Here is a 25412-nt window from a genome sequence, read left to right as displayed (position 1 = left end):
AAATCTTCACCTCTTTAATATTTCATTTACTCTACTCACTATTTTATCTACTTCTTTCTGAGGACCCGCCCACCAATCCTTACTCCAAATTCTAATGATATTCCACCCTCTACTTTCAAGATATCTCTGCCTAAAAATATCTCTTTCTCTTGCAGATCTGGATGAATGATATGCTGCCCCATCACATTCAATCCCTAAAATATATTTAGAACTTGACATGTCATATATCGCAAGATCTATCTTATAACCAGATACTCCAATTTGAGTATCAACAATAAGCCCTTCTTTTTTAAGGGCATCATGAACTTGATTTTCAAAATCTGAATCATAATGAATCACCTCATTACGCGAAATTTTCGAATCACATACACTATTCAGTATTCCTCTAGCTAATTCATTATTACCTTCTGAAACCGCCCTTACATATTGAAGATACTTTTTAAATAACTTAGGCCCTCTGTTTTTAGAATCATCTACATTTAAGTCCTCTGGCTCAATAGATGTAACAAGATAAACCTTTTTCTTAGCCCTACTGATAGCAACATTTAATCTATTTTCACCACCATCTTGAGATAAAGAGCCAAAACTAGCTGTTACTCTTCCATTTTCATTTTTTGCGTAAGCAGTAGAGAAAATTATAATATCTCTCTCATCTCCTTGAACATTTTCAATGTTCTTTACAAACAGGCTAAAATCCTCATTGTTTTCTACTCTATCACTTTCTGCGAAATACTGCTTGGCAAATTCAGGGTCCTTACCTGCTTCTATCTCTAATAAGTCATCTATTAAATCTCTTTGAGTAATATTAAAAGTGATTATACCAACAGTTTCATTTTCTTTCCTACTATTAAAAATATTTTTAATTAACTCAACGACCTCGATTGCCTCCTGCTCATTTGTTCTATCAATCCATTTTCCGCAAACTTTAATTCTTTCTATAGGAGATACCCCTTCATTCTCCGTCTTACAGGTATTTGGCGAAACCTCTAGTTTCCCATCATAGAAGGCATAATTAGAAAAATTAATTAGTTCATCATATTTAGATCTATAGTGATAATAGAGTGACGTTGCATTAAAGCTATATTTTGCTAAATCTAAAAGACTTTCTTCTTCAAGCGCTGCATCAGTTTCTATATCTCCCCCTTCTTCCTCCTCATCATATTTGCTACTAAAAGTTGATGAAGGCCTTAACTGCTTATCATCGCCTGCAACTATTACCTTTTTACCTCTATACACTGTTGGAACAGCAGCTTCAATGAATATCTGAGAAGCTTCGTCAAATATAATTACATCAAATAGGCCATCTACTAAGGGTAAAACCTCTGAAACCGACTCAGGTGATAGTAACCAACAGGGGTAAAGCTGAAAAATACTTTCAGAAAATCTTGAAACAAACTCCCTAACATGAAGGAGTTGACTCTTTTTAGTACATTGTCTGTACATCTCCTTCCAAAGTTTTTCGTTGTGAATTTTATTTTCTAAAGCGATATTATCCCACTTCTGATTTATATACAACGGCACAGCTTTTCTCTTGTTAACCATCGCACACATAATTTCTTTCCTAATCGTTTCAAAATTATCTATTCCCTCAAGTTCTCTGGCATATTGACGTTGCAACTCTGAAATATTAACCTGCGCCGCTAATGCTGGTAATTTAGTTAATAAATCATATGCTTTTTCAAAATTACCTTGTTTAAAAAAAACATATTCTAATACTAATAATTGATTTTCCTTAATATCATTAACTGTACCTTTTAATGAACTTATTTCATCATATTTATTTAAGACATTTAGTATTAAACTTAAGCTCCCTAAAGTGACTTCACTATTATCAAAGTTTTGGATTAATTTATCAAACTCATCTGAAATTAATACTACCTTTAAAAATTCAAGCTTTTTAGTTATCTCTTTTATACCGGAGATTTCTGCTTCAAGTATTTCAACAATCTCCTTTTGCTTTTCTTCAAATAGACATAGATTTTGTTTCTCCAGTTCTTTATTTTTCTTTAAGTTTAACCAATAACTTATTCTAAATTTTGAACCACTTGTTAGCTTTTCTAGTAGCTTTCCATTCTGGTCTTTATTTATCCTCATGGCACCTTCAATTATGGATGCATTTTTGATAGCTAAGTCCTTTGAAAACGATAAATACTTAATGTTACTTTTTAACCCCTTTAAACTATCCTCATATATTTCTAATAAATTTTCTGTCTCATGTATGGCATCTTCTAAGTCATAAATATCAATATTATCTTTTATATACAGTGAATATTTGTTATCCCCTGCTATATCCTTTAGCCTGTAAAACTTGTGAGCTTTTTTATCCACGAGTAATGAATCACATATATTAACTAACTCTTTATATTCTATCCCTTTAAATGGATATGTTTTTCTAAATCCCCTGAAGAACTTATCTAAATCATCCTCTTTTTTCATTATAATTCTATTAGTGTTATACATCTCCTGCAACGTTAATCCAAAATTTTGATCTTTAGTTAATACATCTCCTAGTGCTGTAAGCTTTTCTAATTTATGATCTACAATAGTTGCCATAGATGATATCTCATTAGTGTTTAATTCCTTTATCTCTAGTGATTCAATTCTTCTAGCAATAGTTGAATATAACTGTTTTTTATCTACATCTTTATTAAACATTATCATCTTTGAATTAATTTTAGCGCAACGATTGTGAATTACATCTAAAGCTGCTTTCTTTTGAGAAACCATAAGTACCTTTTTACCTTGACTTAAATATTGTGAAATTATATTTACTATGGTCTGGGATTTGCCTGTTCCTGGTGGACCATAAATAACTAGTTCTGAGTTCTCTTCTGCTTTTTTAACTGCAATTTCTTGACTATAGTCCAAATCAGAAATAAAATAGTAGTTTTTTTCTAATATATCTTTTCTTTCACTTTTATCATTTATAACTGAATCTTCACAATTTTTGTCGTTATCTTCATTTTTAAGTAACTTACGTAATAAATCATTACTTAACTCTTTGCTCTCCATCTCCTTATAATCATTATAAATAGAGCTCGCTATACTAAAATGTCCCATTACAATATTATTTTTAATTACGAGTTCCCCTAACCTGTAATTAAGCTCAGTGTCTTTTGCAATCTCTTTAAATTTTATAACCTCAGATTTTTCCATAGATATTATCACATTAACTTTTTTTAATTCTTCAATCACACCACTTATTAAGTCATCCCCAAAGCTCAACAAATCATCATATTCAGTTTGAATATTTGCTATCTTTTCTTCATTAAACTTTGCATATCCTATTAAAAATACCTTATTTAAAATCACTAGAGATTCCACTTTGTTTTTTAAATACCATTTGTCTCCCCTTTTATTAACCTCTATAGGAAATAAAAATATTGGTGCTTTTGTAAACGTCTTATCTTTAAAATACCCTTCTACAAAAGGGTATCCTATATATAACTCATACCTTCCCGTTTCTTTTTCTGTACTTTTGATTTCTTTTATAAGTGCCTTAATGCTACCAGAATACACTGCATACCTTTCTTGTTTTTTTATTAACACCTCATTTGATTCATGAAACATACTTTCAAGTTTTTTCTCAAGTTCACTTAATTTTAGCTGCGAAAAATTTTCTAGTTCTGTTATCTTTTTAATTTCATCCTCACTAATTTTCTTGTTCTCTTCCTTTAACTTTTTTAATTCGTTGGTATACCATTCGCATGGGTCCTCTGATATCTGTATCTCCCCAATACTTCTACAACTTATGAATTTTATTAATTTATCACTGATTTTTTCATTAAATTCATTAAGTCTCGTAATATCAAAGGCTCTTTTTTTATAGAGCTTTTTAAGTACTAGACTTCTGTTTCTACCACTAACATTAACTAACCTTGTACTATATTTTTCTAATATTTCCTTCATATTATCTCCTATTTTATACTCAGTTTATTTGTCTATATTTTCATTTAATTTTATATCTTAAGCATGCTAATTGCAAGGACTTACCGTCTCTAAAAGTGGATAATCAATAATCAACAAATTTAAATAACAAAAATCTATATTCTACCATATACTATATTGTAAATACTTTTAGGAGCTAATTTAATGTATATTGATGACGATGGTATTAAAATTTATAATCCAACGTATACTTATGAACTTGAAACCGAAGATTTCCCATTATCATGTCCTTACTACAGACAAATGTCCCCTTTTCCATTTTTCCCACAAGGAGGGCCTCAAAGTGGACCTCCGGGTAGACCACCAGGCGGACCTCAAGGTGGACCCCCTTCTTCGCCTCCAAACTTTACACCATCTCAGCCTAAAGTACAACAATTTGGAGCTACACCTCTAGCAATAGACCAGGGTGCAATAAGGCCTTGCCGCTTTAGATCGGTATATATATGGCCAAGAAGAGGTGACAGCTTCTGGGCATGGCTTACATTTGTGGGCCCTAAATCTATAGCAGGCTTTCGATGGAATAGAAATGCTTGGAGATATTTTGGAATGGATCTTAGAGAAATTAGTAGTTTTCAATGTTTTTAAAATAGTTATAAAGGATTGAGGGATAAAATGAAAAAATTTCAGCCTTTTAGTGGCACGGTTACAATGATTAACGACTTCTTAATAGACGAATCTGGAGAGGGATTAGGATGTTATAAACTAATGTCTGTAAAAAATAATTATGGAAATTTAGTGAATTTTGTTGTGGAGCCAGATACTTACTTTGTAGACCATGTAATGGTGTCACGTGGTGACATCGTAACTGGATTTTATGATATAAATTCACCCGTTCCTCTTATTTTCCCACCACAATTTAGAGCAATTGTTATGGCAAAAAATTCACTATATCAAAATGTGAAAGTAGACTATTTTAACAATCAATTAGTTAGTAGTGATAATTCTTTAAAATTAAATATAGCACCTTGGACTCAAATAACCCTAAAAAACGGGCAATCATTTACCGGAAACCCATCAAACCGAAATCTAATTGTTGTCTATGGTGCTACAACAAAGAGTATACCCGCTCAAACTAGTCCTTATAAAATTATAGTTATGTGTTAGAATATTAAAATACTCGTATTACCTGTCGATGCAACAGGTAATACGAGTATTTATTTATATAGATGAAAGATTTATTTATATACCTGAAACATCAATTACATTGTGATTCAAGTCAAGAATCCCAACTATACCAGTTATTACAGAACCATCATATGTTCCTGCGTTGTTATTTATAGTTCCTGTATTTGATATACTATTAACCCCATCACCTAAGAATATACGTGACCCAGATAATAAATTTAGTGTTCCATTTACCACAAGTTTACCACCTGTAGGATCTACACTTAAAACTGGCTGTACATTCTCAAAGTCTGTATCTGTAGCTGCTGCAACATTGAGTGTTGCTCCATTTGCAACTATAAATGTTTCATTTTCTGCAACTACAAACGGATTAGTATTTTGTTGTTGAACTGTTGCTTCGCCACTTAGTGTATATGCCAAAACTTTATCATTTACATTCCCATCAATAGTAAAAGTTGCATTATTTTTAAGTTTTAGCTTTGCGTTACTATTTTCACTTCCAACTATTAAATTATTTACTATCCCAGTCCCAACTCTTAAACTTCCGCCTTCTTTTACTACTATTTTATTTCCAAACCCAATTTTATAATAATCCCTAAGTACAGTTCCTGAAGGGATAATAACAGTGCTCATACCTGTAGGAATTGAACTAGCAATTGTAATATCTTTTATACCTGCAGCTAATGCCATTTGTAATTCTTCCATTGTAGTTACCGATGATGCTTCAACATTCTCATCCGGAGCCACCACTGTACTTTTTATCAAAGTAACTGCTGTCTGTGCTAGCAATCTGCCATTTATCGATGCATTCGCTCCCAATGCAACATTTGTCTTTCCTAATATTGTGCCTTCAAAATGTGCATCTGATTTAATTTTAACAGTTTGTGCCACTTGCCAGAATATGTTTTTGCCTTGCACACCACCTGCTAGGATAATCTTAGTACCACTCGCTTGAGTAATTCCTTTGGCTATCTGAAAAATGAAAACATCATTTGCTCCACCACTTAGAGTGACATCAGAATTTATTAAGACACCAGTACCCCACTTATAAACACCAGATGTAAGTGTTTGACCGCTAATGTCTCCAGTATACAGTTCTGTATAACCAGGAGCTCTTCCAGCGGCATCGGTATACGCTGTTTCCATGTTACTTACCGCTGTAGTAAGATTGCTTGGAGTTGGAGACGCATAGTCTGGTGCGTATGCCTTTCCAACAATTTGAGTTGAACGTGAAAACTCAGTAGTCGAATCCGCTATTAGAGAAAACCCAGTAATTGAAGTTGAATCAATTGGACTAACCCCTATGTTCCCAGTAACGACAGAATTAGGCACAGTAGAAATCCCTGTCTTAGCTAAAACCGCATAATTACCAGCCGTACCTAGGTTTACTGGAGTCGTTCTTACTGATGGTGTTTGACTTGCAGTATTAGAATACATACTTTCCTCTTCTGTATTTGTCGCAGATGTTTTAAAATAATACAATTTACCATTTGTTAACCCAGTAACATTGTAACCTGTTGTAGTTATCGTATCAGGAACACTAATTAAGTTATATGCTAACCCATCTTGAGATATAAAAACATTATAATAAGTAGCTCCCTGAACTGACGACCAAGATAAATTGATTTGTGAATCTCCAGCAGTAGCAACAAGATTTGCTGGTGATGCAATAATTGGAAGTGTTTCTGCCTTCACAGTTCCGAACGTTGAGCTAAATGAAAGTAATACCATAATCGTAGTTAAAAAAAATGTTAATAAATTTTTGAATGATTTGTTTTTCATAATTTTCCCCCTAATTGTTTTATTATAAAATTGTAAAACTAGGTAACACCACTCTACTCCTCTCATCTTAGATTTGAATAAATATTAGACTTTATTTAAAACTAAACCGTTAAATTTTCAATAGAATTTTTTTCTTTAAATTTTTGGACAACAAAAAAAACTCTAGCTCGGTAACTGGCTGCCATTCAAATGAAAGGCCCTATAGCTTTGCGTCCTTATCTTTCGATAAGTTTGCTATTGATCGGAAAAGTTTTCCAATAAAATTAATACTCTCTTAAATATAGAATATGTTGGAGTAAAATGCAATATATATTTGTAATGTTAATATTTTTTAACTTTACAAATACATTGCTTTAATTATAATTTAAATCAATTAAGTAATAACTATACATTATATATAATTTTTTAACAATTATATATATAAATAAAAACACTTCCAACGCATATTATTATCATTGGAAATGTTTTATATTTTTGTGTACTGACTTGTTAAGAACTTACCCTTTTAAAGAACCACTGAGCATACCTTGGATAAAATTTTTCTGAAAAAATAAAAATAAAATAAGTACTGGAACCAATGCCATAACGGTTCCAATCATAATAGCACCATAATCTACTATGTTACCACCTGCCCTCATTAACGCTAAAACTAGTGGGATAGTAAACGATTCTTTAGTATTTAGAACAATTAGAGGCCATAAATAATTTCCCCATTGTTGAACAAATGACAAAATAGCTAATGATGTAAATGCGGGTTTCATAGTCGGTGTTACAATTTGGAAAAATACCCTAAAATCATTTGCTCCGTCAATACGAGCAGATTCCATAAGTTCATCCGGGAACGCCATAAGGTTCTGACGCATTAGGAATACTCCGAAAATACTAGCTAGTGCCGGCAATATAACTGCTGAGGGACTGCTAATTAAATTCATTGCTGAGAGCTGTATGAACAGCGGTACTAATGTAACTTGCTGCGGTATGAACATAGAACATACGCAAATAAAGAAAAGAGCATCCCTTCCTTTAAATTTGTATTTAGAAAATGCAAAAGCAGCCATAGAATCAATTATACAGACCAAAACCGTATATACTGTAGCAATAAAAATACTATTAAACAAGTTCCTCCAAATATTAGAGAACGCCATGAGATTAATGTAGTTTTTAACTGAGTTGCTTCCAATAACAAATGCTTTAGAACTCTGAAAAATTTGAGTATTTGTATGTGATGATGCGATAATAGTCCATATAAATGGGAAGAAACATACTATAGCTACAATTGTTAATGTAACATATATAATTTCTGACCCTTTTACCCTTTTACCTTTCTTTATCTGAGACATAATTTAATCCCCCTTCGTCACTTTCATCTGAATAAAGGTTAAAATAGCAATCATAACCGCAAGAATATATGCTCCTGCAGATGAAACCCCATAGTTAAATGAAACAAACCCTGTATTGTACAAATACTGTACAATTGTTAAAGTCCCATCTACAGGACCGCCCCTAGTAATCAAATTTGTCTCAGTAAATAGCTGAAGTATTCCATTTACAGATAAAACTACCGAAAACACGAGCACCGGCCTTACTCCTGGTAAAGTTATTGAAAAAAACTGTCTTATTTTAGTAGCACCATCAATTGCTGCCGCCTCATATAAATCAGCAGCTATGTTTTGAAGTCCACTCAAGATGATAATAGCATTATAACCTGTCCATCTCCAAGTTACTGCTGTAATAATTATGATCTTTGAAAGCGTGGCTACATTCATCCATTCTAATGCTGACCCACCTAGCATAATGATTAAACTATTAATTAAACCATCTGCACTATTGCTAAAAAACAGTAAAAATACAATAGAATAACTTACTGTATCAATAAGCACAGGCATAAATACGAACATTCTGAAAAATCCTTTTAATTTTAAATGCTTACTATTTAAAAAATTTGCTATTACAAGTGCAAGTATAGTTTGAATTGGTACTTGAATAATCAAAATTGTAAATGTATTTCTAATTGCCTTTAGAAATGTAGGATCTGTTAAAACAAATTTAAAGTTAGATAATCCAGCAGGAACGAATTCACCGCCTCTGTATTTTGTAAAACTAATCGCTATTGAATAAAAGATTGGATATACCATAAAAGTTAAAAATATTAATAAAAATGGTGCTAAGAACATCCATGGTATTATTTTTTTTTTAGTATTCTCTTTCAAAAGACACACCTTCCCTTCTTATTATGGAAGTTTTAAAAATAAAAGCTTTATACCTATGTAACGGTACAAAGCTTTCATTATATATAAATGAAAGTTTTATGCTTCGATAAAACTATTTAGCATTTATTGTATTCTGCGAAGCTTTTGTTGCCTCATCTAAAGCTTTTTTAGGATCCATTTTGTTAGCTAAGATATTACCTGCAGCAGTTTTTAATCCAGCTGCAACATCTGTAAAGTAAGGACCCCAAGTAGTTGCTTTAGCACCAGTTAATTCTGAAAAAATAGTTCCCACTGCTAGTCCACCATAATAATCATTTTTAGATTTAAAATATTCTGTATCATATGCAGGTTTGTATGAAGGGAACTCTCCAAACTTCATGTTGATATCATTACCTTCGTTAGTTTTCATTGCATATGCCAAGAACTCTTTTGCTAGTGGTAAATTTACAGTTTTAGAAGAAACAGCTAGTACAGATCCTCCAGCATTAGCATAAGTGTTTCCACCTTCTTCAAATGCAGGCATTTTGATGATACCCCATTTGCCTGCTGTAGTTGCACATGAATTTTTCATTGTTCCCATATACCATGCTGGAAATGCAAACGATACCAATTTATTATCGTTAATAGCTTTAATTCTATCATCCCATGCATTGGGAATATCCATAGCAACCTTTGCATCTACCATTTTATTCATTAAATTTGAGGCTTTAACCATTTCGTCAGATGCTAAGTTTACTTTGCCATCCTTATCATAATATTGTCCTCCCAATTGATTTAAATAAATCAAAAATTCATCTTGAGAAGTAGACCCATTAAAATTATATGCTTCTACATAATAATCACCTTTTGCTTTTATTTTTTTACCTGCTTCAATATATTTATCCCAAGTTGTTAATGTAGTAACATCAATTCCGGCATCTTTAAATATATCAGTTCTATAGTATAGGGCAACTGGTCCGATATCCCATGGAATGGAATAGTATTTACCATCTTCTGCTTTACATGTCTCTAATGCAAAATCTACCCATTTATCAGCATCTGGTTTAACAATATCAGTTATATCAGCGAATGACTTTAACCCATAATTGTTATAAAATGCAGGTATATCACGGTTTTGAGTTTGAAAAATATCAGGTACTCCACTACCCGAGGCAAGTGTAGGTTTAAGTTTTGAATAGTCACTATCAGCGTAATCAATAATCACCTTGCCACTAGTGCCATGTGCTTGATTGAAAGCTTTTGCAATCTCAGTTAAATTATCCGCTGCATTATTCCATGAAGCAATGTGTATATCCTTTCCTGTACTTTCAGTACTTTTTTTCGTAGTCTCATCTGTTGATTTTCCAGTTGATCCACTACATGCAGATAGACTTGCAACCATAACTCCTGTTAATAAAAGACAGAACATTTTTTTCATTTTCATCGTTTACATCCCTCTTTCTTTTTTAAATTTTATTTGATTTAAAATAGTAGGATTTTGTAACGGAAAGATATTCTTCTTTAAAATTATAAACATTGATAGGTTGTGGTAACGTTTACTTAATTTTTATACATTTACTGGAATAATTCATAAACATTATATATTATGTTTAATATTATATTCTTATATTACCTCTATATGTTAATTTTGTATATAATAATAAGATTAGATTTTTCAATTTTTTTCAAATATTTTCTTACTACTAATTAAAGAAAATCTTCGTTATAAACAAAGATTTTCTAATGCCTTTCTTAAATATATCATAATATTTATTTAATCTTATTTAAGCTTTCTATTAATTTGTTAAAATTATTTTTACCTACTATTTCTCTCTCTTTTATGTTTCTAATTTCCTCTTTATCAAAATCTCCATTATTATTTAAATTCACCAAAGCTTCTATTATAGTGCCCTTAAAACTTGGAATCATGTCTATTATCTTTTTTACACCATAAACATATTCATCATCATAAAGCTTAAAACATTGAAATAAACCCGATGTAAGCCTTCCATCAGAAAACATATAAATATATCTATCACTCATCTCACTTGATAAATCTACTTCAACCTTATGCTTATAAAGCCTAAAGATAACTTCATTTTTCTCAACAAACACTGGAAATATCATAGAAAATAGTACCATTGATTTCTCTTCTTCTTCAACCAAACCAGAGAAATCATATTCATTAAGTCTATCTACTATTTCGCCTGTAAAAATACACTTACGTATTTCTTTTCCCAATTTTATTCTTAATTTTTGCTCTTTCTCATCTGATAACAAATTATCTATTGAATTAAATAATTTATCTATTGGTCCCATTTCTTCATCCTTTTTCACTAAAAAAACCTCCTTAAATAAACATACACTATATTCATAGATTTATTTAAATACAGTATAAAATAAAGTATATTCCGGAAACTTATTGTATAAAACCAATAACTACTTTCCATAATAATGGGTATAAAAGAACAGCTACAATTCCTGAAATAGCCATAGTTAAGCCACTCAATGCTCCCTCGGTTTCACCTATTTCCATCGCCCTTGCTGTTCCCAGAGCATGCGCTGAAGCTCCCATAGCAATTCCTAGAGCAACTTCATCCTTAATTTTGAAAGTTTTATATAAAAGTGGACCAGCAATTGAACCTATGATTCCTGTCATTATTATAGCTACAACAGTAATTGATGAGAGTCCCCCTAACTGCTTGGACAATGCTATTCCTATAGGTGTCGTTATCGACTTAGGTATTAAAGATTCTATAAGTACATCTGTAAATCCAAATAATTTTGAAAGAAACACTACACATACAAACCCCACAATGGCGCCACTAAAAATCCCTATGAGTATTGCAGCCGCATTTTCTTTAAATAATGCAAATTTCTTATACATTGGAAGTGCTAATGCCACTGTGGCAGGATATAAGAAAAATGAAATTATTTGACCTCCATTATTATAGTCTTCATATTTAATATTGAATTTTGTAAGGAAACTTATTAATATAATAATAGCTAACATAAGTGGATTAAATATTGAAAGTCTCCCTTTTTTCTTTATGTAAATTCCTACCTCATAAGCAATGAGGGATGCTAGTACACCAAAAACTGGTGAAATAATTAAGTCATTCATTTTGACATCCTTTCCTTAAAAATTTAACTACAAATGCGGTTACAATCCAAACTAAACATGTAGAAATAACAACTATAATTATAAACGGTATCCATTTCCCTTTCAAAACACCAAAAGCTGTCATTAAGCCTACTCCAGCAGGAATAAAGAAAAAAGACATGTTTGATAGGAGAAATTCGCAGACATCCTCTATCATGTAAGCTTTAACTATTCCAATTTGTAATGCTAAAAACAGCAAAATAAGACCAATGACCGCTCCTGGAATTGGCAAATTGAATAGTAATTGTAATATGGTTCCAATGAGATATGGAATCAAAATAATCATTATTTGTCTTAAGTACTTCATTCTTTTCACCTACTCGTCATAAATTTTATTATTTATACATGTAATCTCTTGATAGCGGTAACCCATTATTAAAATATTAATAATCAGTCTCCTTAGGTATACCATTTTTAAAATAAACAGTCAAAACAAGTTCATAGATGATTAGAGCCTCGTAAACGGTAATCATATTTTAATTGATCTTAAAAACTCTAATTTGCTTTCTTTTTTAACTAAAGCTCAATTTATATATAGAATAAACTACAAATCATTAAGAGCATCTCAAGCAATAGCTTAAGATGCTCTTAGTGCTAGTTGTAATTACAGTCCTTTAGCTTTGGGAGTCATATCTTTTAAAAGTTACATTCCTATTCTAAAAAGGCATTATAAATGTCTTTCCTGTTTTAGGATTTTTAGTTATGTAAACATCCAATCCATAAACCTTTTTAATTATCTCTTCTGTTAGTACTTCCTCTGGTCTCCCATCTTTGTAAACTTCTTTATCAAACATTAATATCATATGATCACTGTACGCTGCTGCAATGTTTAAATCATGAAGCACTGCAATAATTGTAATGTTTTTGTTTTGATTCAACTGTTTTAATTGATTCATAATTTCAATTTGGTGATGAATATCTAAATGAGAAATAGGCTCATCTAAAAGAATTATGCCTGTTTCTTGCGCTATAGCTCTTGCCACTACTACCCTTTGTCTTTCTCCACCACTGAGTTCGTTAATACTTTTATTTCTTAGCTCCCAAGTATTTGTCATTTTCATAGCATTCATTGCTATTTCTATATCTTTATCACTTTCTGAGCAAAATCTAGAAATATGAGGAGTTCTTCCCATAAGAACAATACCTTGAACTGAAAAATCAAATTCAATTTCTGTGTTTTGAGATACCACAGACATTTCCTTTGCTAATCGCTTTGGTTTTATCTTGGTTAATTCCTTTTCATCAATAAAAATATCACCTTTATAAATATTGAGAGATTTAGATAATATCCTTAAAAGAGTAGTTTTACCTGACCCATTTGGTCCTAAAATAGTATAAATTTTTCCTCTTTCTATATTTATATTAATATCCCTTAATACTTCTTGATCAAAAGAAAAACTTAAATTATTTATCTCTATCAATCAAATCGCCTTCTTCTTAGTTTTATATAATAAATAAACGAAAAATGGGACTCCAAAAATCGAAGTGATAATTCCAACTGGTATTTCTGAAGGTGGTACTATTACCCTTGCTAGGGTATCGCAAATTATTAAAAACATAGCTCCGAAAATTGCTGAAAACGGTACTACTATTCTATTATCGGATCCAAATATCATTCTAATAGCGTGAGGTACTATAAGCCCAACGAAACCGATTATTCCACTTACAGATACAACTGCTGCCACCATTAAAGTGCTTAATACAAATATATATTTTTTAAATCCATTAACATCTATTCCAAGGCTTCTTGCACTATCCTCTCCAAGCATCATGACATTTAGATCTCTTGAAAATGTAGCTATAAATAAAATCGAGGGAACTACTATAATAAATAGTAAAATTACTTCATTCCAGCCACTTGTTGAGAAACTGCCCATAGTCCACATAATTATTTCCTCAATATTGTCTCTATTGAATGTCATAATTAATGAAATAATAGATGATAATAAGTAATTTATAGCAACACCTGCAAGTAGTAGGGTAGTAACAGGAACTTTTGTGCCCACCCTCGCAATGTTATAAACCAGAAACGTAGTTATGATAGCACCCATGAAAGCACTCATTGCTATTATACTCATTCCAAACAATTGACTTTCTTTAAAAAACACCATTGTTATAGTAGCCCCAAGCGCCGCACCAGATGAAACTCCCAATACAAATGGATCTGCCATAGGATTCTTAAAAATACCTTGAAAAGAAGTACCCACCACCGAAAGTGCCGCTCCTACCAGGCAGGATAAAAGTATTCTCGGTAGCCTTAGATTCAGCAATATAATTACAGATGTAGCCTTAATACCTTCTAAGGATACAAAGTTATTCACTATTGGGATTTTGCTCATTACAATTAAAACAGTCTGATTAAAAGAAATATTTGCCACTCCAAAGTTTGCTGCAGCAATTATTACAATTATAAGTAAAAATAAACCTACCGCAAAAATTCTTATATAATGATTTTTCCTTTCAATAAAAGTCATGTTCCCCATCCCCTTTATTTGAATAGCTCAGGATGAATTAATTTAGCCATTTCTTCAAGACCATCTGCAAGTCTTGGTCCTTGCCTAACAATAATATTTTCATCAACTTCTAGTAATTTACCACTCTTTACTGCCGTCAATTCTTTGTAGCCATTGGTAACTTCTATGCCTTTTTTCGAGTTATATAACTTAGAGCATATTAGTATATCTGGATTTTTATCTAGAAGTTTTTCTATGCTGTATTTCCAACCAACTACGTCCTTTGCAGCATTTTCTCCACCAGCCATCTCTATCATATTCCCTATAAATGTATCTTTTCCCGCGGTAAAATCTCCACTTTTACCAAACCCTACTACATAATAAACTATTGGCTTTTTTGCAGTTTTTACCTTGTCAGTTATTTCTGCAACTTTATTTTTCATATCCGATACTATTTCTAAAGATTTCTCACTAGCATTCACAACCTTTCCAAGTTTCTCCATAGTATCATATACCCCAGTAAAATTTTCCTGTCCATATAAAACTATTACCTTTATATTAAGGGTTTCTAATTTTTTAATAACGTCCTTACTAAAAAGAGTTGATGCTATAACTAAATCAGGTTTTAATTCAGCAATCTTTTCTATATTTGGTTCAAGTAAGCTACCAACGGATGGAACTTTGAGTGCTTGAACTGGGTAATCATCATAATCACTTCTCCCAACAAGACTCGAACCTTTACCAAGGGCATATATCCCCTCTGTTATATCTGGTGAAATTGTAATAATTCTTTTAGGTTCTTTGTCAATTTTAACGGTTCTATTATATGCATCAACCACCTCTAGCGGATATATCACAACATTTGATCCACTTTCAGTAGAACTCTTAGCCTTGCTATTTTTATTATCGTTATTCTCAACCTTATTTCCACATGCACTAAGCACTAAACAAAGAACTACAGTTAAAACAATACTTATAATACTTTTCCTTTTAAACATATTAACCTCCGCTAATTAGGATTTTATAATTTTATAATTTTCTATTTTATTTTAATTTGAATACCGCAAACCACCATATATACTTCCTGTGCTCTTGAAGCGATATATTGATTTACCCTACCTGCAATGTCTCTAAAAACTCTAGCCATCTTATTTTCCGGCACAATTCCTGATCCAAGCTCGTTAGTTACAATAATTATTTCTTTTGAGCTTTTTTCTGCTTCACCTAAAAAATCAGATATCTCTTGTAAAATTCCTTCCTCCATTTTATCTATCTCTTTATCACCAAGATCATCGAAATTTTCAAAGGAATTCTCAAACATAAGATTTGTAACCATTATTGTTATACAATCAAGTAATATTGCATCAAATTGTATTTCATGGTTATAAAATACCTGTTTTAAGTCCTTGTAACCTTCAAAAGTCTTCCATGTATCAGGTCTTCGTTCTTTATGTTTTTTTACCCTATCCTTCATTTCATCATCGAATGGAATTGAAGTCGCAATATAAAGTACTCTGCCTTTAGCTTCCGTCGCTAACTTCTCAGCATATGTACTTTTACCGCTCCTTGCTCCACCTGTTATAAGAACAATCTTTCCCATAGTATTCCCCTTTTTATTTTAATATTAAACTTTTAATCTAAAATTCTCTAACAATAAAAAAAAACCGCATCTCAAGGATGTGGAATAATGCAATTAATTGTTTCTTATTGGATAACCCAATATTATTTTTAACTCACGCATTTTTATCCTCCCTCCGAAGATTAAAATTTGAGCTTTAGGCAGGTTTACTGGCTTAATCATCATCTTACTTTCCAACCTTCTCAGTTTCCCAATGGTTTTTTGGATTTCATCCTTAATACAGTAGCGGTGGGCTGCAGTGGATTTTAACCACTTTCCCTTTTAACCCCATTTACAAGGCACCTATAACTATTATTCAATTTTTATTAAATTCATAATATTAATTGTACCATCAAAAAAATATTATAGCAATAATGTAAGACTTCGAAATATTTTTTTAAAAGTGTCTCCACTAAAGGTCACTAATCATAATATAATAATACAATTACTTTTTATAAATAAAGAAAAAGGAGTTTTGTTATGCCAATAACATATATTTTTAAGATATTTTTGAAGAAAAATAAACTCCCATTAGATTTAACAGGACTTTCAATAACCCTTATAATTTTCAAATCAGATACTAAACTTTTAATAGCTTCAGATTACATTGCAGTTACCGATGTTTTAAATGGAGAACTGCTTATAAGATTACCTTCTCAAAAATTAACATCAATTTATGATTGTAATGCACAGATATCTTTAAATAGTATAAATACTAACGAAATTATTTTCCCCGAATTTACATTTAAATCTGCAATTGATAATGTTGTCAAATCAAGTAAATTACAACTTTCAAATAGAGAAGTCCCAGCTAACTCAGTAACACCTTCGATTAACGCTGTTACCAACAATATATCTAAAGGACTTTTACAAGTTATATGTAATCAACCGGGTTATGATGATTTCAAACAAAATGCATCACTTAATATTGACCTTCAACAATACGTTATTAATGATATTGGAAGAACTCAGGCCAAAGTAGCTGATATTAGTTCTAATGACACAATACAATTTGCTTTTGCAACAGACCTACATGCTGATGATTATTTGAATTATTACGATCAAATTCAAACTCATTTAAAGGCTGTTATAGAAATTCAAAAGTATGGAATATTAGATTTTATTGCAATAGGTGGTGACTTGCATTCGGGCGTTTATCCTGATAAAGAAAACCCAAAAGGTAAATTAAGTGAACTCGCAAAGACATTAAAGGCTTCTAGAATACCTGTGCTTGTACTTCATGGAAATCATGATGACAATAGCTATTATGTCTCCGAACCTGCTAACCCTGTTTTATCTAACATAATAACAAAAAAAGAATGGTTTAATAGAGTGATTAGACCTTTTAAGAATGGAGAAATACATGATACTGAGGATAGTATGAGCCTTTATTATTATAAGGATTTTTATGATAAGAAAATCAGAGTGATATGTTTAGATTCAACAGATTATCCAATAATTATAAATAGTGATGGTACTATGAAATGGCATGGACAAAATTTTTGGGGATATGGTGCAAGGCAAGTACAATGGCTACAATCTGAAGCTCTTAATACTTTAACTAGAACTGATTGGTCAGTTATAGTACTATCTCATATGGCTACAAGAAATACAGATTTAATGTTTAATAAATATAATCCATATAACGGGAATCTAATAGAAGGTTTACTTAAAGCATTTATGAATGGTACGGATTTTTCCAGCAGTACTTCTGGCGATTATGGTGTTTCAATTAATGCAAATTTTAAAAGCCAGGGTCCAAGAAAAATATTATGTTATGTATATGGACACACTCACACAGATCAAACCAACAAGCCCATCGACCTTGGCTGGAACTTCATTAATACATCTTGTTGTTATAGTGCAGGAATTAAGGCGAGGACTAAAAATACAACTAAAGAAGACTTATGGGATGTCATAACTTGTGATAAATCCACTGGAATAGTTGATTGTACCAGGTATGGGTATGGCGAGGATAGGCATTTATTATAATTATAATAAACATATAAGGAGATGATTCGTTTGGATTCCACAATTATTTTATTATTAATTCTTGCTGCTGCTATATTGGGAAAAGCTAATTCAGTTGCTATAGCTACATGTATGTTACTTATGCTAAAACTCTTAAGATTAGATAAATATATATACCCGACTATAGAAAAAAGTGGCATGACCTTTGGGCTAATACTTCTGATTGCCGCAATAATGATACCTATTGCAAATGGACAAATTACATTTATAAATATAAAAAGCGTATTTGCATCTTGGATAGGCATAACAGCTTTAATTCTTTCGTTTTTAACAACATATTTAAGCGGTCAGGGCTTGAACTATCTCACCGTTCAAGGTCATAGTGACATTATGCCTGCAATGATTGTAGGCGCAGTTGCTGCTGCTGCCTTTTTAGGAGGAGTTCCTGTGGGCCCTCTTATTACGTCTGGAATGCTTGCAATATTTACAAAAATAATTCATAAATAATTTAATTGTGCCATTTTTGCCTAATTAATATAAATTGTTAACAATATTGACACCTAAATGAAGTAATTATATAGTAATATGTTATTAGGCTAGCCTTTAATGGCAGAAATGGGGCAAATTTAGTATGAAAAATGAAAACAAAAATATATCTGAAATGTCTAAAAACACTTCTATTTTTATTACCCTGTGTGTTGTCGCTTGTGTTCTAGCAATTGTTGGTGTTAAAATAGTTTTAACCACTATGTAACCATAGTGGTTAATTTTTTTAAATACTCTTACTAATTATATTATTAGCTTGACTCGAATTGGTTAAACTACCATCAGTAGCACTTGTATCCCCTTGCTCTTGCACTAAAGTCTGTAACAATTGTGTTAAGTCATTGCTATTTGAACTTGAGAAAAGACTTTCTGAGCTATCATCACTTTCAACACTTCCAATACTTGAACTACTAGTCGCATTTTGAGTTGACATCATCTGCATCATCTGCTGCATTACCACTTGTTGAAGCTGCTCTGCCTTTTGGGATTGCAACGTTATGTTGCTGAGCCCATTAACTTTATTGTCAGTACTCGTAACACTTGCGGAAGCGTTATTTAAAGTTTGATCTTGAGAATTATTAACTATTTGATTGAGCAAGTCTTCAAAACTAGAACTAGCCGCTACACTTGAATCATCACCTGAAATCCCTGTCGCTTTCTGTGATATTCCAGTTGAAATACTTTTAAATAGTTGTGATAGTTGATTAACCTCCAAAATTACTCCTCCTTTATCTAATACTAATTTTTTATATTTTATATTATGTATATTTTTTATTCTACTCTTTATTATGATAATTATCTATTCTTTTTTATTTATACCACATCATGAAAAATAAATAAATTTCTGCAAGGTTGTCTCTAGTATAATAACTAAATCATAAGGGCATAATTTTAAAACAGTTACTCTGAAGGGAATGATGACCTTATGATGTTCAATAAAGTAGAAATATGTGGAGTAAATACTTCAAAATTACCAGTATTAAAAGAAAAAGAAATGAAGGAGTTATTGTTTAGGATACAAAATGGCGAATATGCATGTAGAGATAAGTTTATTAAAAGCAACTTAAGATTGGTCTTAAGTGTCATAAAACGCTTTAATAATAGAGGAGAAAATGTAGATGATTTATTTCAAGTTGGATGTATTGGTTTAATGAAGTCCATTGATAATTTTGATTTAAGTCTAAATGTCAGATTTTCAACATATGCAGTCCCTATGATTATTGGAGAAATAAGAAGATACCTACGAGACAATAACTCTATAAGAGTTAGCAGGTCTCTGCGTGATATTGCATATAGAGCATTGCAAGTTAGAGATAGATTGGTAAATGAGAACAATAAAGAGCCTACAGTTACTCAAATAGCAAAAGAATTAGAACTTGCAAGGGAGGACGTAGTATTTGCATTAGATGCTATACAAGATCCTGTATCTCTATTTCAACCAATTTATCATGATGGTGGAGATGAAATTTATGTAATGGACCAAATAAAAGACACTAAAAACTCAGATGATAGTTGGCTTGAAAACATATCAATTAAAGAAGGCATGAAAAGATTAAAAGAAAGAGAAAAACTAATTTTAAATATGAGGTTTTTCGATGGAAAAACTCAGATGGAAGTGGCTGATGAGATAGGAATATCTCAAGCCCAAGTTTCTCGAGTAGAAAAAACTGCATTAAAACATATGAGGAAGTATGTTTAGGGGCCTTAATTAGGCCCTTTTTCGTCGTTATGAATTTATTGTTATTATATTTAATTTATGGTTAATATGGTATGATTATTTATATCCAACTATGCATATACGAATTTTAAAATTAAGGATGGTGTATTCTACATGAAAAGTATTTTTGTAAATAAAAACTCCAAGTTGAGATCTGGTTGGAAAATCGCATCAACTTTCGTTTCGTTTTTTATCGCTAATATCATAATTTCTATGATTGCTATAATTATTCTTACCGCTATTGTTGTTGCAAAAAAGCAGGTATCGCTTAATGATTTAGAACCGTATATTAATAGCTTAACTAAGATCAATACTAGCTTTGGTATTTTTTTAGCCTTCATCCAATGCATATGTATGATACTAGCAGTTTGGCTGTTTTGGAAATTATTCGACAAGAAACCCATAAGAGAAATTGGACTTATTAGTATTAAGAAGGGTTATAAAGATTTATTTAAAGGCTTAGCCTTTGGAGCACTTTCTATGACTTTAGTTTTTATAATTTTAGTTGCCAGTGGGAATATATCCATGCAAAGCCCTTTGAGTAGACCAAATTTTAATATTTCTTTATTAATTCAATTGGTATTTTTTGTATTTGTGGGAATAAACGAAGAGATGTTTTCAAGAGGTTACTGCATGACTGTACTTAAACAAACAGGCAATACATGGATTGTTCTTATAGTCTCCTCAATTATATTTTCAGTAATGCATTCTTTAAACCCTAGCATGAGTATAATAAGTTATGTAAATCTTTTTCTAGTTGGACTACTATTCGCCTATATGTTCCTTAGATCGAATAACCTCTGGCTACCTATTGGCTATCATATTACCTGGAATTACTTTCAAGGTAATATATTTGGATTTCAAGTTAGTGGACTGTCAACAGAAAGCTTATATAAATTAAATACTCCTGTAAATAACATTATAACTGGTGGGGGATTCGGCCCGGAAGGTGGCCTTGTTGTTACCTTTATTATAATAGTAGGTTTTATTTATATGTCGAAGTTTTACAAACCACAGTTACTTGGAGTTTCAAAAAATCAGAACTTTATAGAAAAGATTTAGTGCTTAATTTAATGCTTATATTTTAGCATTTTAAAAGAATATAAATTAATTTTCATAAATAGGCACTTTTGATTAAATAAATCATATTATATTAATAAGCACTATTAGGAGGACATCTGTGTTTTTCATGAATTGTTTATTTGATATGATTGGAAATGTTACGTTTTTAACAGGTTATATAACTGGGAGTATTTCATTCCCCCAACCACTATGTGAAGAAGATGAAAAATCCTATTTACTTAAATTAAAGGAAGGCGATTTGCTAGCGAAAGGAATACTCGTTGAACGAAATCTAAGACTAGTTGCACATATAGTAAAAAAATATTCCTATCCCGGAAAGGATGTAGATGACCTCATATCTATTGGAACTGTGGGGCTTATTAAAGCTATTGACTCCTTTGATATAAGTAAAGGAACAAGACTTGCTACATATGCGGCAAGGTGCATAGAAAATGAAATACTTATGCTAATTCGTAATACTAAGAAAACCAAAGGGGAGTTGTATTTGCAAGACCCTATTGGAACTGACAAAGAGGGCAATGATATATCTCTCCTCGACGTATTAAGTAGTGATGATGATTCTATTATTGATATAGTAGAAAGTAAAATACAAATCAAAAAACTTTATAGTAAGATAAACGTGGCTTTAATGGATAGGGAAAAAATTATAATTCAAATGCGTTATGGTTTACTTGATGGTAACCCTAGAACTCAAAGAGAAATTGCATTAATATTAGGCATTTCTAGATCTTATGTTTCTAGGATAGAAAAGAAAGTCCTAAAGAAACTCAATAAGGAACTAAATAGTTCGAACCTTTCTAATCATTTGTAAAGAAATATGGGAACACAAAGCGAAGGGGCACAGCTACGCTCTTTTCGCTTTTTGCAATTAGTTAATTATGAAAATAACATTATTCAACTTACAAAACAAATGGGTAAATACATAACCCACTTATACCTGCCCCCAGCATTACAAATATAGGATTTACCTTCCATTTTCTAAGAATAATTATTGAAACCGTAAATATTGTCACCGATATAACATCTATATTTTCAGTCTTAATCGATATACCCTTACCATTCCAGAATGCTAATATTAACAAAGTTAATCCTGCTGATCCTATCATCGCAATAACAGCTGGTCTTAGTCCATTCAAACACCCTTTAACTATGGATAACCTTTTATATTTGTAATATAAATATGCCAATAAGAGCACAATAATACAAGATGGGAAAACACATCCTATCGTCGCCACAATAGCACCTGGCATCCCTGCAATACGTGTACCTACAAATGTAGCACAATTAATAGCTATTGGCCCAGGCGTCATCTGAGATATTGTTATAACATCTGCAAATTCGTTCATCGATAACCAAGTGTGAATACTAACAACTTGGTTTTGAATTAATGGCATAGCAGCATAACCACCACCAATACTAAATAATCCAATTTGAAAAAAGCTCCAAAATATTTTTAGGTATATCATTTTAAATCAACACCCTTTTCTACGTATTTGGAATAATAAGTAGAAATAGCACCAATTATACCGCTTGTTAAAATTATTATAATAACATTGATCTTTAGAATAAATGTAGCTATAAAAGCACCTATCATAATCATAATAGGTAATAATTTTTTTTCTTTATAAAGAGAAATAGCCATACTAATTACTACATCAATAATAACCGCTGCAACTCCAGCTTGCATTCCCCTTAGTATATATTTAACAATTAAACTATCTCTAAATTCTGTGTATGCAACCGATATGATTGATAATATAATTAATGGTGGTAATACCGTGCCTAAAATTGTTATCATAGCCCCTAATACTCCCGCCAATCGATAACCTACAATTATTGCTGCATTTACTGCTATTGCACCAGGTGCTGATTGTGCAATAGCGGCTAAATCAAGCATTTCTTTCTCTTCAATCCATTTATATTCATCCACAAATTTCTTTTTCATTAGAGGAATAATAACAAATCCTCCTCCAAAAGTGAATGCACTTAAATATAATGTTGAAGAAAATAGCTTTAAATAGAATTTCACATCTTTTTTCATTTAATTACCCCCCCTAATAATTATAGTGCTTGCAATACTATACGTAAAATACTATTATATAATCATATCCATAACCATTTGGTTATGGATGTATTTTTTTATGGATATATAAAGGAGATTTAATAATGAACTTAAGACATATGAAAATATTTGTTGTTGTTTGTCAAGAGAATAGCATTACAATAGCTTCTAAGAAAATGTATATTTCTCAACCTGCAATCAGCACTGCAATAAAAGAAATGGAAAATTATTATGGTGTTAAACTTTTTGATCGCCTATCTAAAAAGATATACCTAACCGAGGTCGGAAAAGTAGTATTAAGTTATGCTCTTCACATAACATCCCTCTTTGATGAATTAGAAACAACTATTCGAAATTCAGATACAATTGGGACCCTTAGAATAGGCTCTAGCTTTACTATTGGCACCCATCTAATGCCAAAATATATCAAACAATTTTCATCTAAATATCCAAGTATTCAAACCTTTGTAACTATAAATAATTCTGATATTATTGAAAATTTGGTAATAGACAACAAATTAGATTTCGCTCTCATTGAGGGGTTAGTTCACTCAGAGAATCTTATCTCCAAAAGTTTTTTTAATGATGAACTTGTAGTTGTTTGTAGCTTAAGTAATCCTCTTTTAAAAAAACACTCCGTTTCAATTAAGGATTTGAAAACTCAAGATTTTCTAATGAGAGAAAAAAACAGCGGTACACGTGAACTTGCTGATTCGATTCTGCTTCTTCATGGTTTTTCGGTGCTACCAATATGGGAAAGTGCAAGCACAGACGCTATCCTTAGCGGCGTTGCAAGTGGAATAGGTATCTCGATACTCCCTCTACTACTAGTTCAAAATTACATAGACGATGGTGTTATAGGTAAACTAAATGTAATTGATATTAATTTAAAACGTCAATTCTATATTATTTACCATAAAAATAAATTTCTCACACCTTCATCTTTAGAGTTCTTGAAACTATGCAGAGAATGAACATATATAATTGAAAAGTTATATGATATAATAGAATCATTATAATTAGATATATAGATATACTTAGAGGAGAGTGTTTAGATGCATAAATTTAATATTAAAAGTTTATACAAATTAGATAATCCAAAACGAAGACAACAAATGCCCCCTGAAGAAACCTTAAAAAAATTTAATTTTAATAAGGTCGGAACCTTACTTGATATAGGTTGCGGCATAGGGTATTTTAGTATTCCTGCTGCTACTATAATGAATCAAGGAAAGGTAATTGGACTAGACATAATGCCTGAAATGATTAATATTGCAAAACAAAAGGCTAATAATCTCACTAATATAGATTTCCTAAAAAGTGAAGAATATTCTTTCCCAATTGATGATAATTCAATTGATTATGTCTTTATAAGTAATGTTATTCACGAAATAGAAGATAAACCTAAATATTTCAATGAAATAAGGAGAGTTTTAAAAACTGATGGTCTGCTCTGCATTATTGACTGGGAGAAAAAAGAAACTGAAATGGGGCCCTCTATTAATGACCGAATATCAAAAGAAGATATGATTAAAATTTGCGCTAGTGCTAATTTTACACATCTTGAGGATGTAGATATAAATATGGATCATTATGGATTAAAATTTCAGTTATTATAATTTTAAAAAAGTATGGATTATAAATTAAACTGGTACCTATAGGAAGGACACTTAAAAAAAAGTGTTTGGATTATAGGTGCTTTTTTTGTATAATTTATATATAGATAGGATGGTGGCAAATGAGTAAAATATTATT

25 protein-coding genes and 2 riboswitches are annotated in these 25412 nt (G+C 31.3%); of the genes, 10 read left to right on the top strand and 15 right to left on the bottom strand.

Going from position 1 to position 25412, the window contains the following annotated elements; genetic code table 11:
- Positions 1-6: 6 nt before the first annotated feature.
- A complete protein-coding gene (locus KPL55_RS18360; RefSeq protein ID WP_216308198.1) occupies positions 7-3909 on the bottom strand; it encodes a PDDEXK-like endonuclease domain-containing protein in 3903 nt (1300 codons plus the stop codon).
- Positions 3910-4092: 183 nt separating this feature from the next.
- Between KPL55_RS18360 and KPL55_RS18355 the strand changes: the two genes are divergently transcribed.
- Together KPL55_RS18355 and KPL55_RS18350 are read left to right on the top strand one after the other, a co-directional pair.
- Entirely contained in the window at positions 4093-4533 is a 441-nt protein-coding gene (locus KPL55_RS18355) for a hypothetical protein (RefSeq protein WP_246599632.1), read from the top strand.
- Between the two features lie 27 nt (positions 4534-4560).
- Complete coding sequence (locus tag KPL55_RS18350) at positions 4561-5052, top strand: hypothetical protein (RefSeq protein ID WP_216308197.1); 492 nt, start codon at positions 4561-4563, stop codon at positions 5050-5052.
- A 75-nt stretch (positions 5053-5127) separates the two neighbouring features.
- On the opposite strand, the gene KPL55_RS18345 is transcribed toward KPL55_RS18350, so the two are convergent.
- From KPL55_RS18345 to cobU, 11 genes are all read right to left on the bottom strand, one after another.
- The gene (locus KPL55_RS18345; protein WP_216308196.1) at positions 5128-6855 is read right to left on the bottom strand and encodes an ice-binding family protein; all 1728 of its coding nucleotides are present in this window, start codon (positions 6853-6855) and stop codon (positions 5128-5130) included.
- Between the two features lie 166 nt (positions 6856-7021).
- Positions 7022-7101: riboswitch (cyclic di-GMP riboswitch) on the bottom strand.
- Positions 7102-7352: 251 nt separating this feature from the next.
- Complete coding sequence (locus KPL55_RS18340; protein WP_216308195.1) at positions 7353-8195, bottom strand: carbohydrate ABC transporter permease; 843 nt, start codon at positions 8193-8195, stop codon at positions 7353-7355.
- A gap of 3 nt (positions 8196-8198) precedes the next feature.
- Positions 8199-9065 carry a carbohydrate ABC transporter permease gene (locus KPL55_RS18335; protein WP_246599630.1) on the bottom strand — a complete coding sequence of 289 codons (867 nt, stop codon included), beginning with the start codon at positions 9063-9065 and terminating at the stop codon, positions 8199-8201.
- A 112-nt stretch (positions 9066-9177) separates the two neighbouring features.
- Positions 9178-10488, bottom strand: coding sequence for an ABC transporter substrate-binding protein (locus tag KPL55_RS18330; RefSeq protein ID WP_216308194.1), 1311 nt, complete (start codon positions 10486-10488; stop codon positions 9178-9180).
- Between the two features lie 326 nt (positions 10489-10814).
- On the bottom strand, positions 10815-11363 hold the full coding sequence (locus tag KPL55_RS18325; protein ID WP_216308225.1) for a hypothetical protein: 549 nt from the start codon (positions 11361-11363) through the stop codon (positions 10815-10817).
- 100 nt (positions 11364-11463) lie between these two features.
- Positions 11464-12168: an LrgB family protein gene (locus KPL55_RS18320; RefSeq protein WP_216308193.1), complete on the bottom strand. Its 705-nt coding sequence runs from the start codon at positions 12166-12168 to the stop codon at positions 11464-11466.
- Positions 12161-12514: a CidA/LrgA family protein gene (locus tag KPL55_RS18315; RefSeq protein ID WP_216308192.1), complete on the bottom strand. Its 354-nt coding sequence runs from the start codon at positions 12512-12514 to the stop codon at positions 12161-12163. The genes KPL55_RS18320 and KPL55_RS18315 overlap by 8 nt, the downstream gene beginning before the upstream one ends.
- A gap of 349 nt (positions 12515-12863) precedes the next feature.
- Positions 12864-13628, bottom strand: a complete 765-nt coding sequence (locus KPL55_RS18310) for an ABC transporter ATP-binding protein (protein WP_216308191.1) — start codon at positions 13626-13628, stop codon at positions 12864-12866.
- Positions 13629-14681 carry a FecCD family ABC transporter permease gene (locus tag KPL55_RS18305; protein WP_216308190.1) on the bottom strand — a complete coding sequence of 351 codons (1053 nt, stop codon included), beginning with the start codon at positions 14679-14681 and terminating at the stop codon, positions 13629-13631.
- A gap of 14 nt (positions 14682-14695) precedes the next feature.
- Positions 14696-15658, bottom strand: a complete 963-nt coding sequence (locus KPL55_RS18300) for an ABC transporter substrate-binding protein (protein ID WP_216308189.1) — start codon at positions 15656-15658, stop codon at positions 14696-14698.
- A 41-nt stretch (positions 15659-15699) separates the two neighbouring features.
- Entirely contained in the window at positions 15700-16260 is a 561-nt protein-coding gene (gene cobU / locus KPL55_RS18295; protein ID WP_216308188.1) for a bifunctional adenosylcobinamide kinase/adenosylcobinamide-phosphate guanylyltransferase, read from the bottom strand.
- A 161-nt stretch (positions 16261-16421) separates the two neighbouring features.
- A riboswitch (cobalamin riboswitch) is annotated at positions 16422-16600 on the bottom strand.
- Between the two features lie 158 nt (positions 16601-16758).
- Between cobU and KPL55_RS18290 the strand changes: the two genes are divergently transcribed.
- From KPL55_RS18290 to KPL55_RS26400, 3 genes are all read left to right on the top strand, one after another.
- The gene (locus KPL55_RS18290) at positions 16759-18270 is read left to right on the top strand and encodes a metallophosphoesterase family protein (RefSeq protein ID WP_216308187.1); all 1512 of its coding nucleotides are present in this window, start codon (positions 16759-16761) and stop codon (positions 18268-18270) included.
- Positions 18271-18300: 30 nt separating this feature from the next.
- Entirely contained in the window at positions 18301-18756 is a 456-nt protein-coding gene (locus KPL55_RS18285) for a DUF441 domain-containing protein (RefSeq protein WP_216308186.1), read from the top strand.
- A 124-nt stretch (positions 18757-18880) separates the two neighbouring features.
- Positions 18881-19003 (top strand): hypothetical protein, encoded by a 123-nt coding sequence (locus KPL55_RS26400; RefSeq protein ID WP_281418872.1) that lies wholly within the window; start codon positions 18881-18883, stop codon positions 19001-19003.
- A gap of 18 nt (positions 19004-19021) precedes the next feature.
- Here KPL55_RS26400 and KPL55_RS18280 read toward each other — a convergent pair whose 3' ends face one another.
- Positions 19022-19510, bottom strand: coding sequence for a hypothetical protein (locus KPL55_RS18280; protein WP_216308185.1), 489 nt, complete (start codon positions 19508-19510; stop codon positions 19022-19024).
- A 210-nt stretch (positions 19511-19720) separates the two neighbouring features.
- Between KPL55_RS18280 and sigG the strand changes: the two genes are divergently transcribed.
- From sigG to sigK, 3 genes are all read left to right on the top strand, one after another.
- Complete coding sequence (gene sigG, locus KPL55_RS18275; RefSeq protein ID WP_216308184.1) at positions 19721-20494, top strand: RNA polymerase sporulation sigma factor SigG; 774 nt, start codon at positions 19721-19723, stop codon at positions 20492-20494.
- 132 nt (positions 20495-20626) lie between these two features.
- Positions 20627-21574, top strand: coding sequence for a CPBP family intramembrane glutamic endopeptidase (locus KPL55_RS18270; protein WP_216308183.1), 948 nt, complete (start codon positions 20627-20629; stop codon positions 21572-21574).
- Between the two features lie 127 nt (positions 21575-21701).
- Positions 21702-22406, top strand: a complete 705-nt coding sequence (gene sigK / locus KPL55_RS18265) for an RNA polymerase sporulation sigma factor SigK (RefSeq protein WP_246599635.1) — start codon at positions 21702-21704, stop codon at positions 22404-22406.
- Positions 22407-22494: 88 nt separating this feature from the next.
- On the opposite strand, the gene KPL55_RS18260 is transcribed toward sigK, so the two are convergent.
- Complete coding sequence (locus KPL55_RS18260) at positions 22495-23061, bottom strand: chromate transporter (RefSeq protein ID WP_216308181.1); 567 nt, start codon at positions 23059-23061, stop codon at positions 22495-22497.
- Entirely contained in the window at positions 23058-23636 is a 579-nt protein-coding gene (locus tag KPL55_RS18255) for a chromate transporter (protein WP_216308180.1), read from the bottom strand. The genes KPL55_RS18260 and KPL55_RS18255 overlap by 4 nt, the downstream gene beginning before the upstream one ends.
- Before the next feature lie 125 nt (positions 23637-23761).
- On the opposite strand from KPL55_RS18255, the gene KPL55_RS18250 reads away from it, so the two are divergent.
- Together KPL55_RS18250 and KPL55_RS18245 are read left to right on the top strand one after the other, a co-directional pair.
- Positions 23762-24631 carry a LysR family transcriptional regulator gene (locus tag KPL55_RS18250; protein ID WP_216308179.1) on the top strand — a complete coding sequence of 290 codons (870 nt, stop codon included), beginning with the start codon at positions 23762-23764 and terminating at the stop codon, positions 24629-24631.
- Between the two features lie 81 nt (positions 24632-24712).
- A complete protein-coding gene (locus KPL55_RS18245; protein ID WP_216308178.1) occupies positions 24713-25276 on the top strand; it encodes a class I SAM-dependent methyltransferase in 564 nt (187 codons plus the stop codon).
- The last annotated feature ends 136 nt before the right edge of the window (positions 25277-25412 follow it).

The organism is Clostridium lacusfryxellense (genome assembly GCF_018861735.1).
Classification (GTDB): Bacteria; Bacillota; Clostridia; order Clostridiales; family Clostridiaceae; genus Clostridium_AD; species Clostridium_AD lacusfryxellense.
This window is presented reverse-complemented; position numbering and strand designations above follow the sequence as displayed.

Excerpts from the sequence above, each read along its gene's own strand:
- KPL55_RS18260 (WP_216308181.1), bottom strand. The coding sequence starts at position 23,061 with ATGATATACCTAAAAATATTTTGGAGCTTTTTTCAAATTGGATTATTT.
- KPL55_RS18325 (WP_216308225.1), bottom strand. The coding sequence starts at position 11,363 with ATGGGACCAATAGATAAATTATTTAATTCAATAGATAATTTGTTATCA.
- cobU (WP_216308188.1), bottom strand. The coding sequence starts at position 16,260 with ATGGGAAAGATTGTTCTTATAACAGGTGGAGCAAGGAGCGGTAAAAGT.
- KPL55_RS18345 (WP_216308196.1), bottom strand. The coding sequence starts at position 6,855 with ATGAAAAACAAATCATTCAAAAATTTATTAACATTTTTTTTAACTACG.
- KPL55_RS18315 (WP_216308192.1), bottom strand. The coding sequence starts at position 12,514 with ATGAAGTACTTAAGACAAATAATGATTATTTTGATTCCATATCTCATT.
- KPL55_RS18255 (WP_216308180.1), bottom strand. The coding sequence starts at position 23,636 with ATGAAAAAAGATGTGAAATTCTATTTAAAGCTATTTTCTTCAACATTA.
- KPL55_RS18355 (WP_246599632.1), top strand. The coding sequence starts at position 4,093 with ATGTATATTGATGACGATGGTATTAAAATTTATAATCCAACGTATACT.
- KPL55_RS18305 (WP_216308190.1), bottom strand. The coding sequence starts at position 14,681 with ATGACTTTTATTGAAAGGAAAAATCATTATATAAGAATTTTTGCGGTA.
- KPL55_RS18330 (WP_216308194.1), bottom strand. The coding sequence starts at position 10,488 with ATGAAAATGAAAAAAATGTTCTGTCTTTTATTAACAGGAGTTATGGTT.
- KPL55_RS18250 (WP_216308179.1), top strand. The coding sequence starts at position 23,762 with ATGAACTTAAGACATATGAAAATATTTGTTGTTGTTTGTCAAGAGAAT.
- KPL55_RS26400 (WP_281418872.1), top strand. The coding sequence starts at position 18,881 with ATGAAAAATGAAAACAAAAATATATCTGAAATGTCTAAAAACACTTCT.
- KPL55_RS18320 (WP_216308193.1), bottom strand. The coding sequence starts at position 12,168 with ATGAATGACTTAATTATTTCACCAGTTTTTGGTGTACTAGCATCCCTC.
- KPL55_RS18270 (WP_216308183.1), top strand. The coding sequence starts at position 20,627 with ATGAAAAGTATTTTTGTAAATAAAAACTCCAAGTTGAGATCTGGTTGG.
- KPL55_RS18340 (WP_216308195.1), bottom strand. The coding sequence starts at position 8,195 with ATGTCTCAGATAAAGAAAGGTAAAAGGGTAAAAGGGTCAGAAATTATA.
- KPL55_RS18245 (WP_216308178.1), top strand. The coding sequence starts at position 24,713 with ATGCATAAATTTAATATTAAAAGTTTATACAAATTAGATAATCCAAAA.
- KPL55_RS18290 (WP_216308187.1), top strand. The coding sequence starts at position 16,759 with ATGCCAATAACATATATTTTTAAGATATTTTTGAAGAAAAATAAACTC.
- KPL55_RS18350 (WP_216308197.1), top strand. The coding sequence starts at position 4,561 with ATGAAAAAATTTCAGCCTTTTAGTGGCACGGTTACAATGATTAACGAC.
- sigG (WP_216308184.1), top strand. The coding sequence starts at position 19,721 with ATGATGTTCAATAAAGTAGAAATATGTGGAGTAAATACTTCAAAATTA.
- KPL55_RS18300 (WP_216308189.1), bottom strand. The coding sequence starts at position 15,658 with ATGTTTAAAAGGAAAAGTATTATAAGTATTGTTTTAACTGTAGTTCTT.
- sigK (WP_246599635.1), top strand. The coding sequence starts at position 21,702 with ATGAATTGTTTATTTGATATGATTGGAAATGTTACGTTTTTAACAGGT.
- KPL55_RS18360 (WP_216308198.1), bottom strand. The coding sequence starts at position 3,909 with ATGAAGGAAATATTAGAAAAATATAGTACAAGGTTAGTTAATGTTAGT.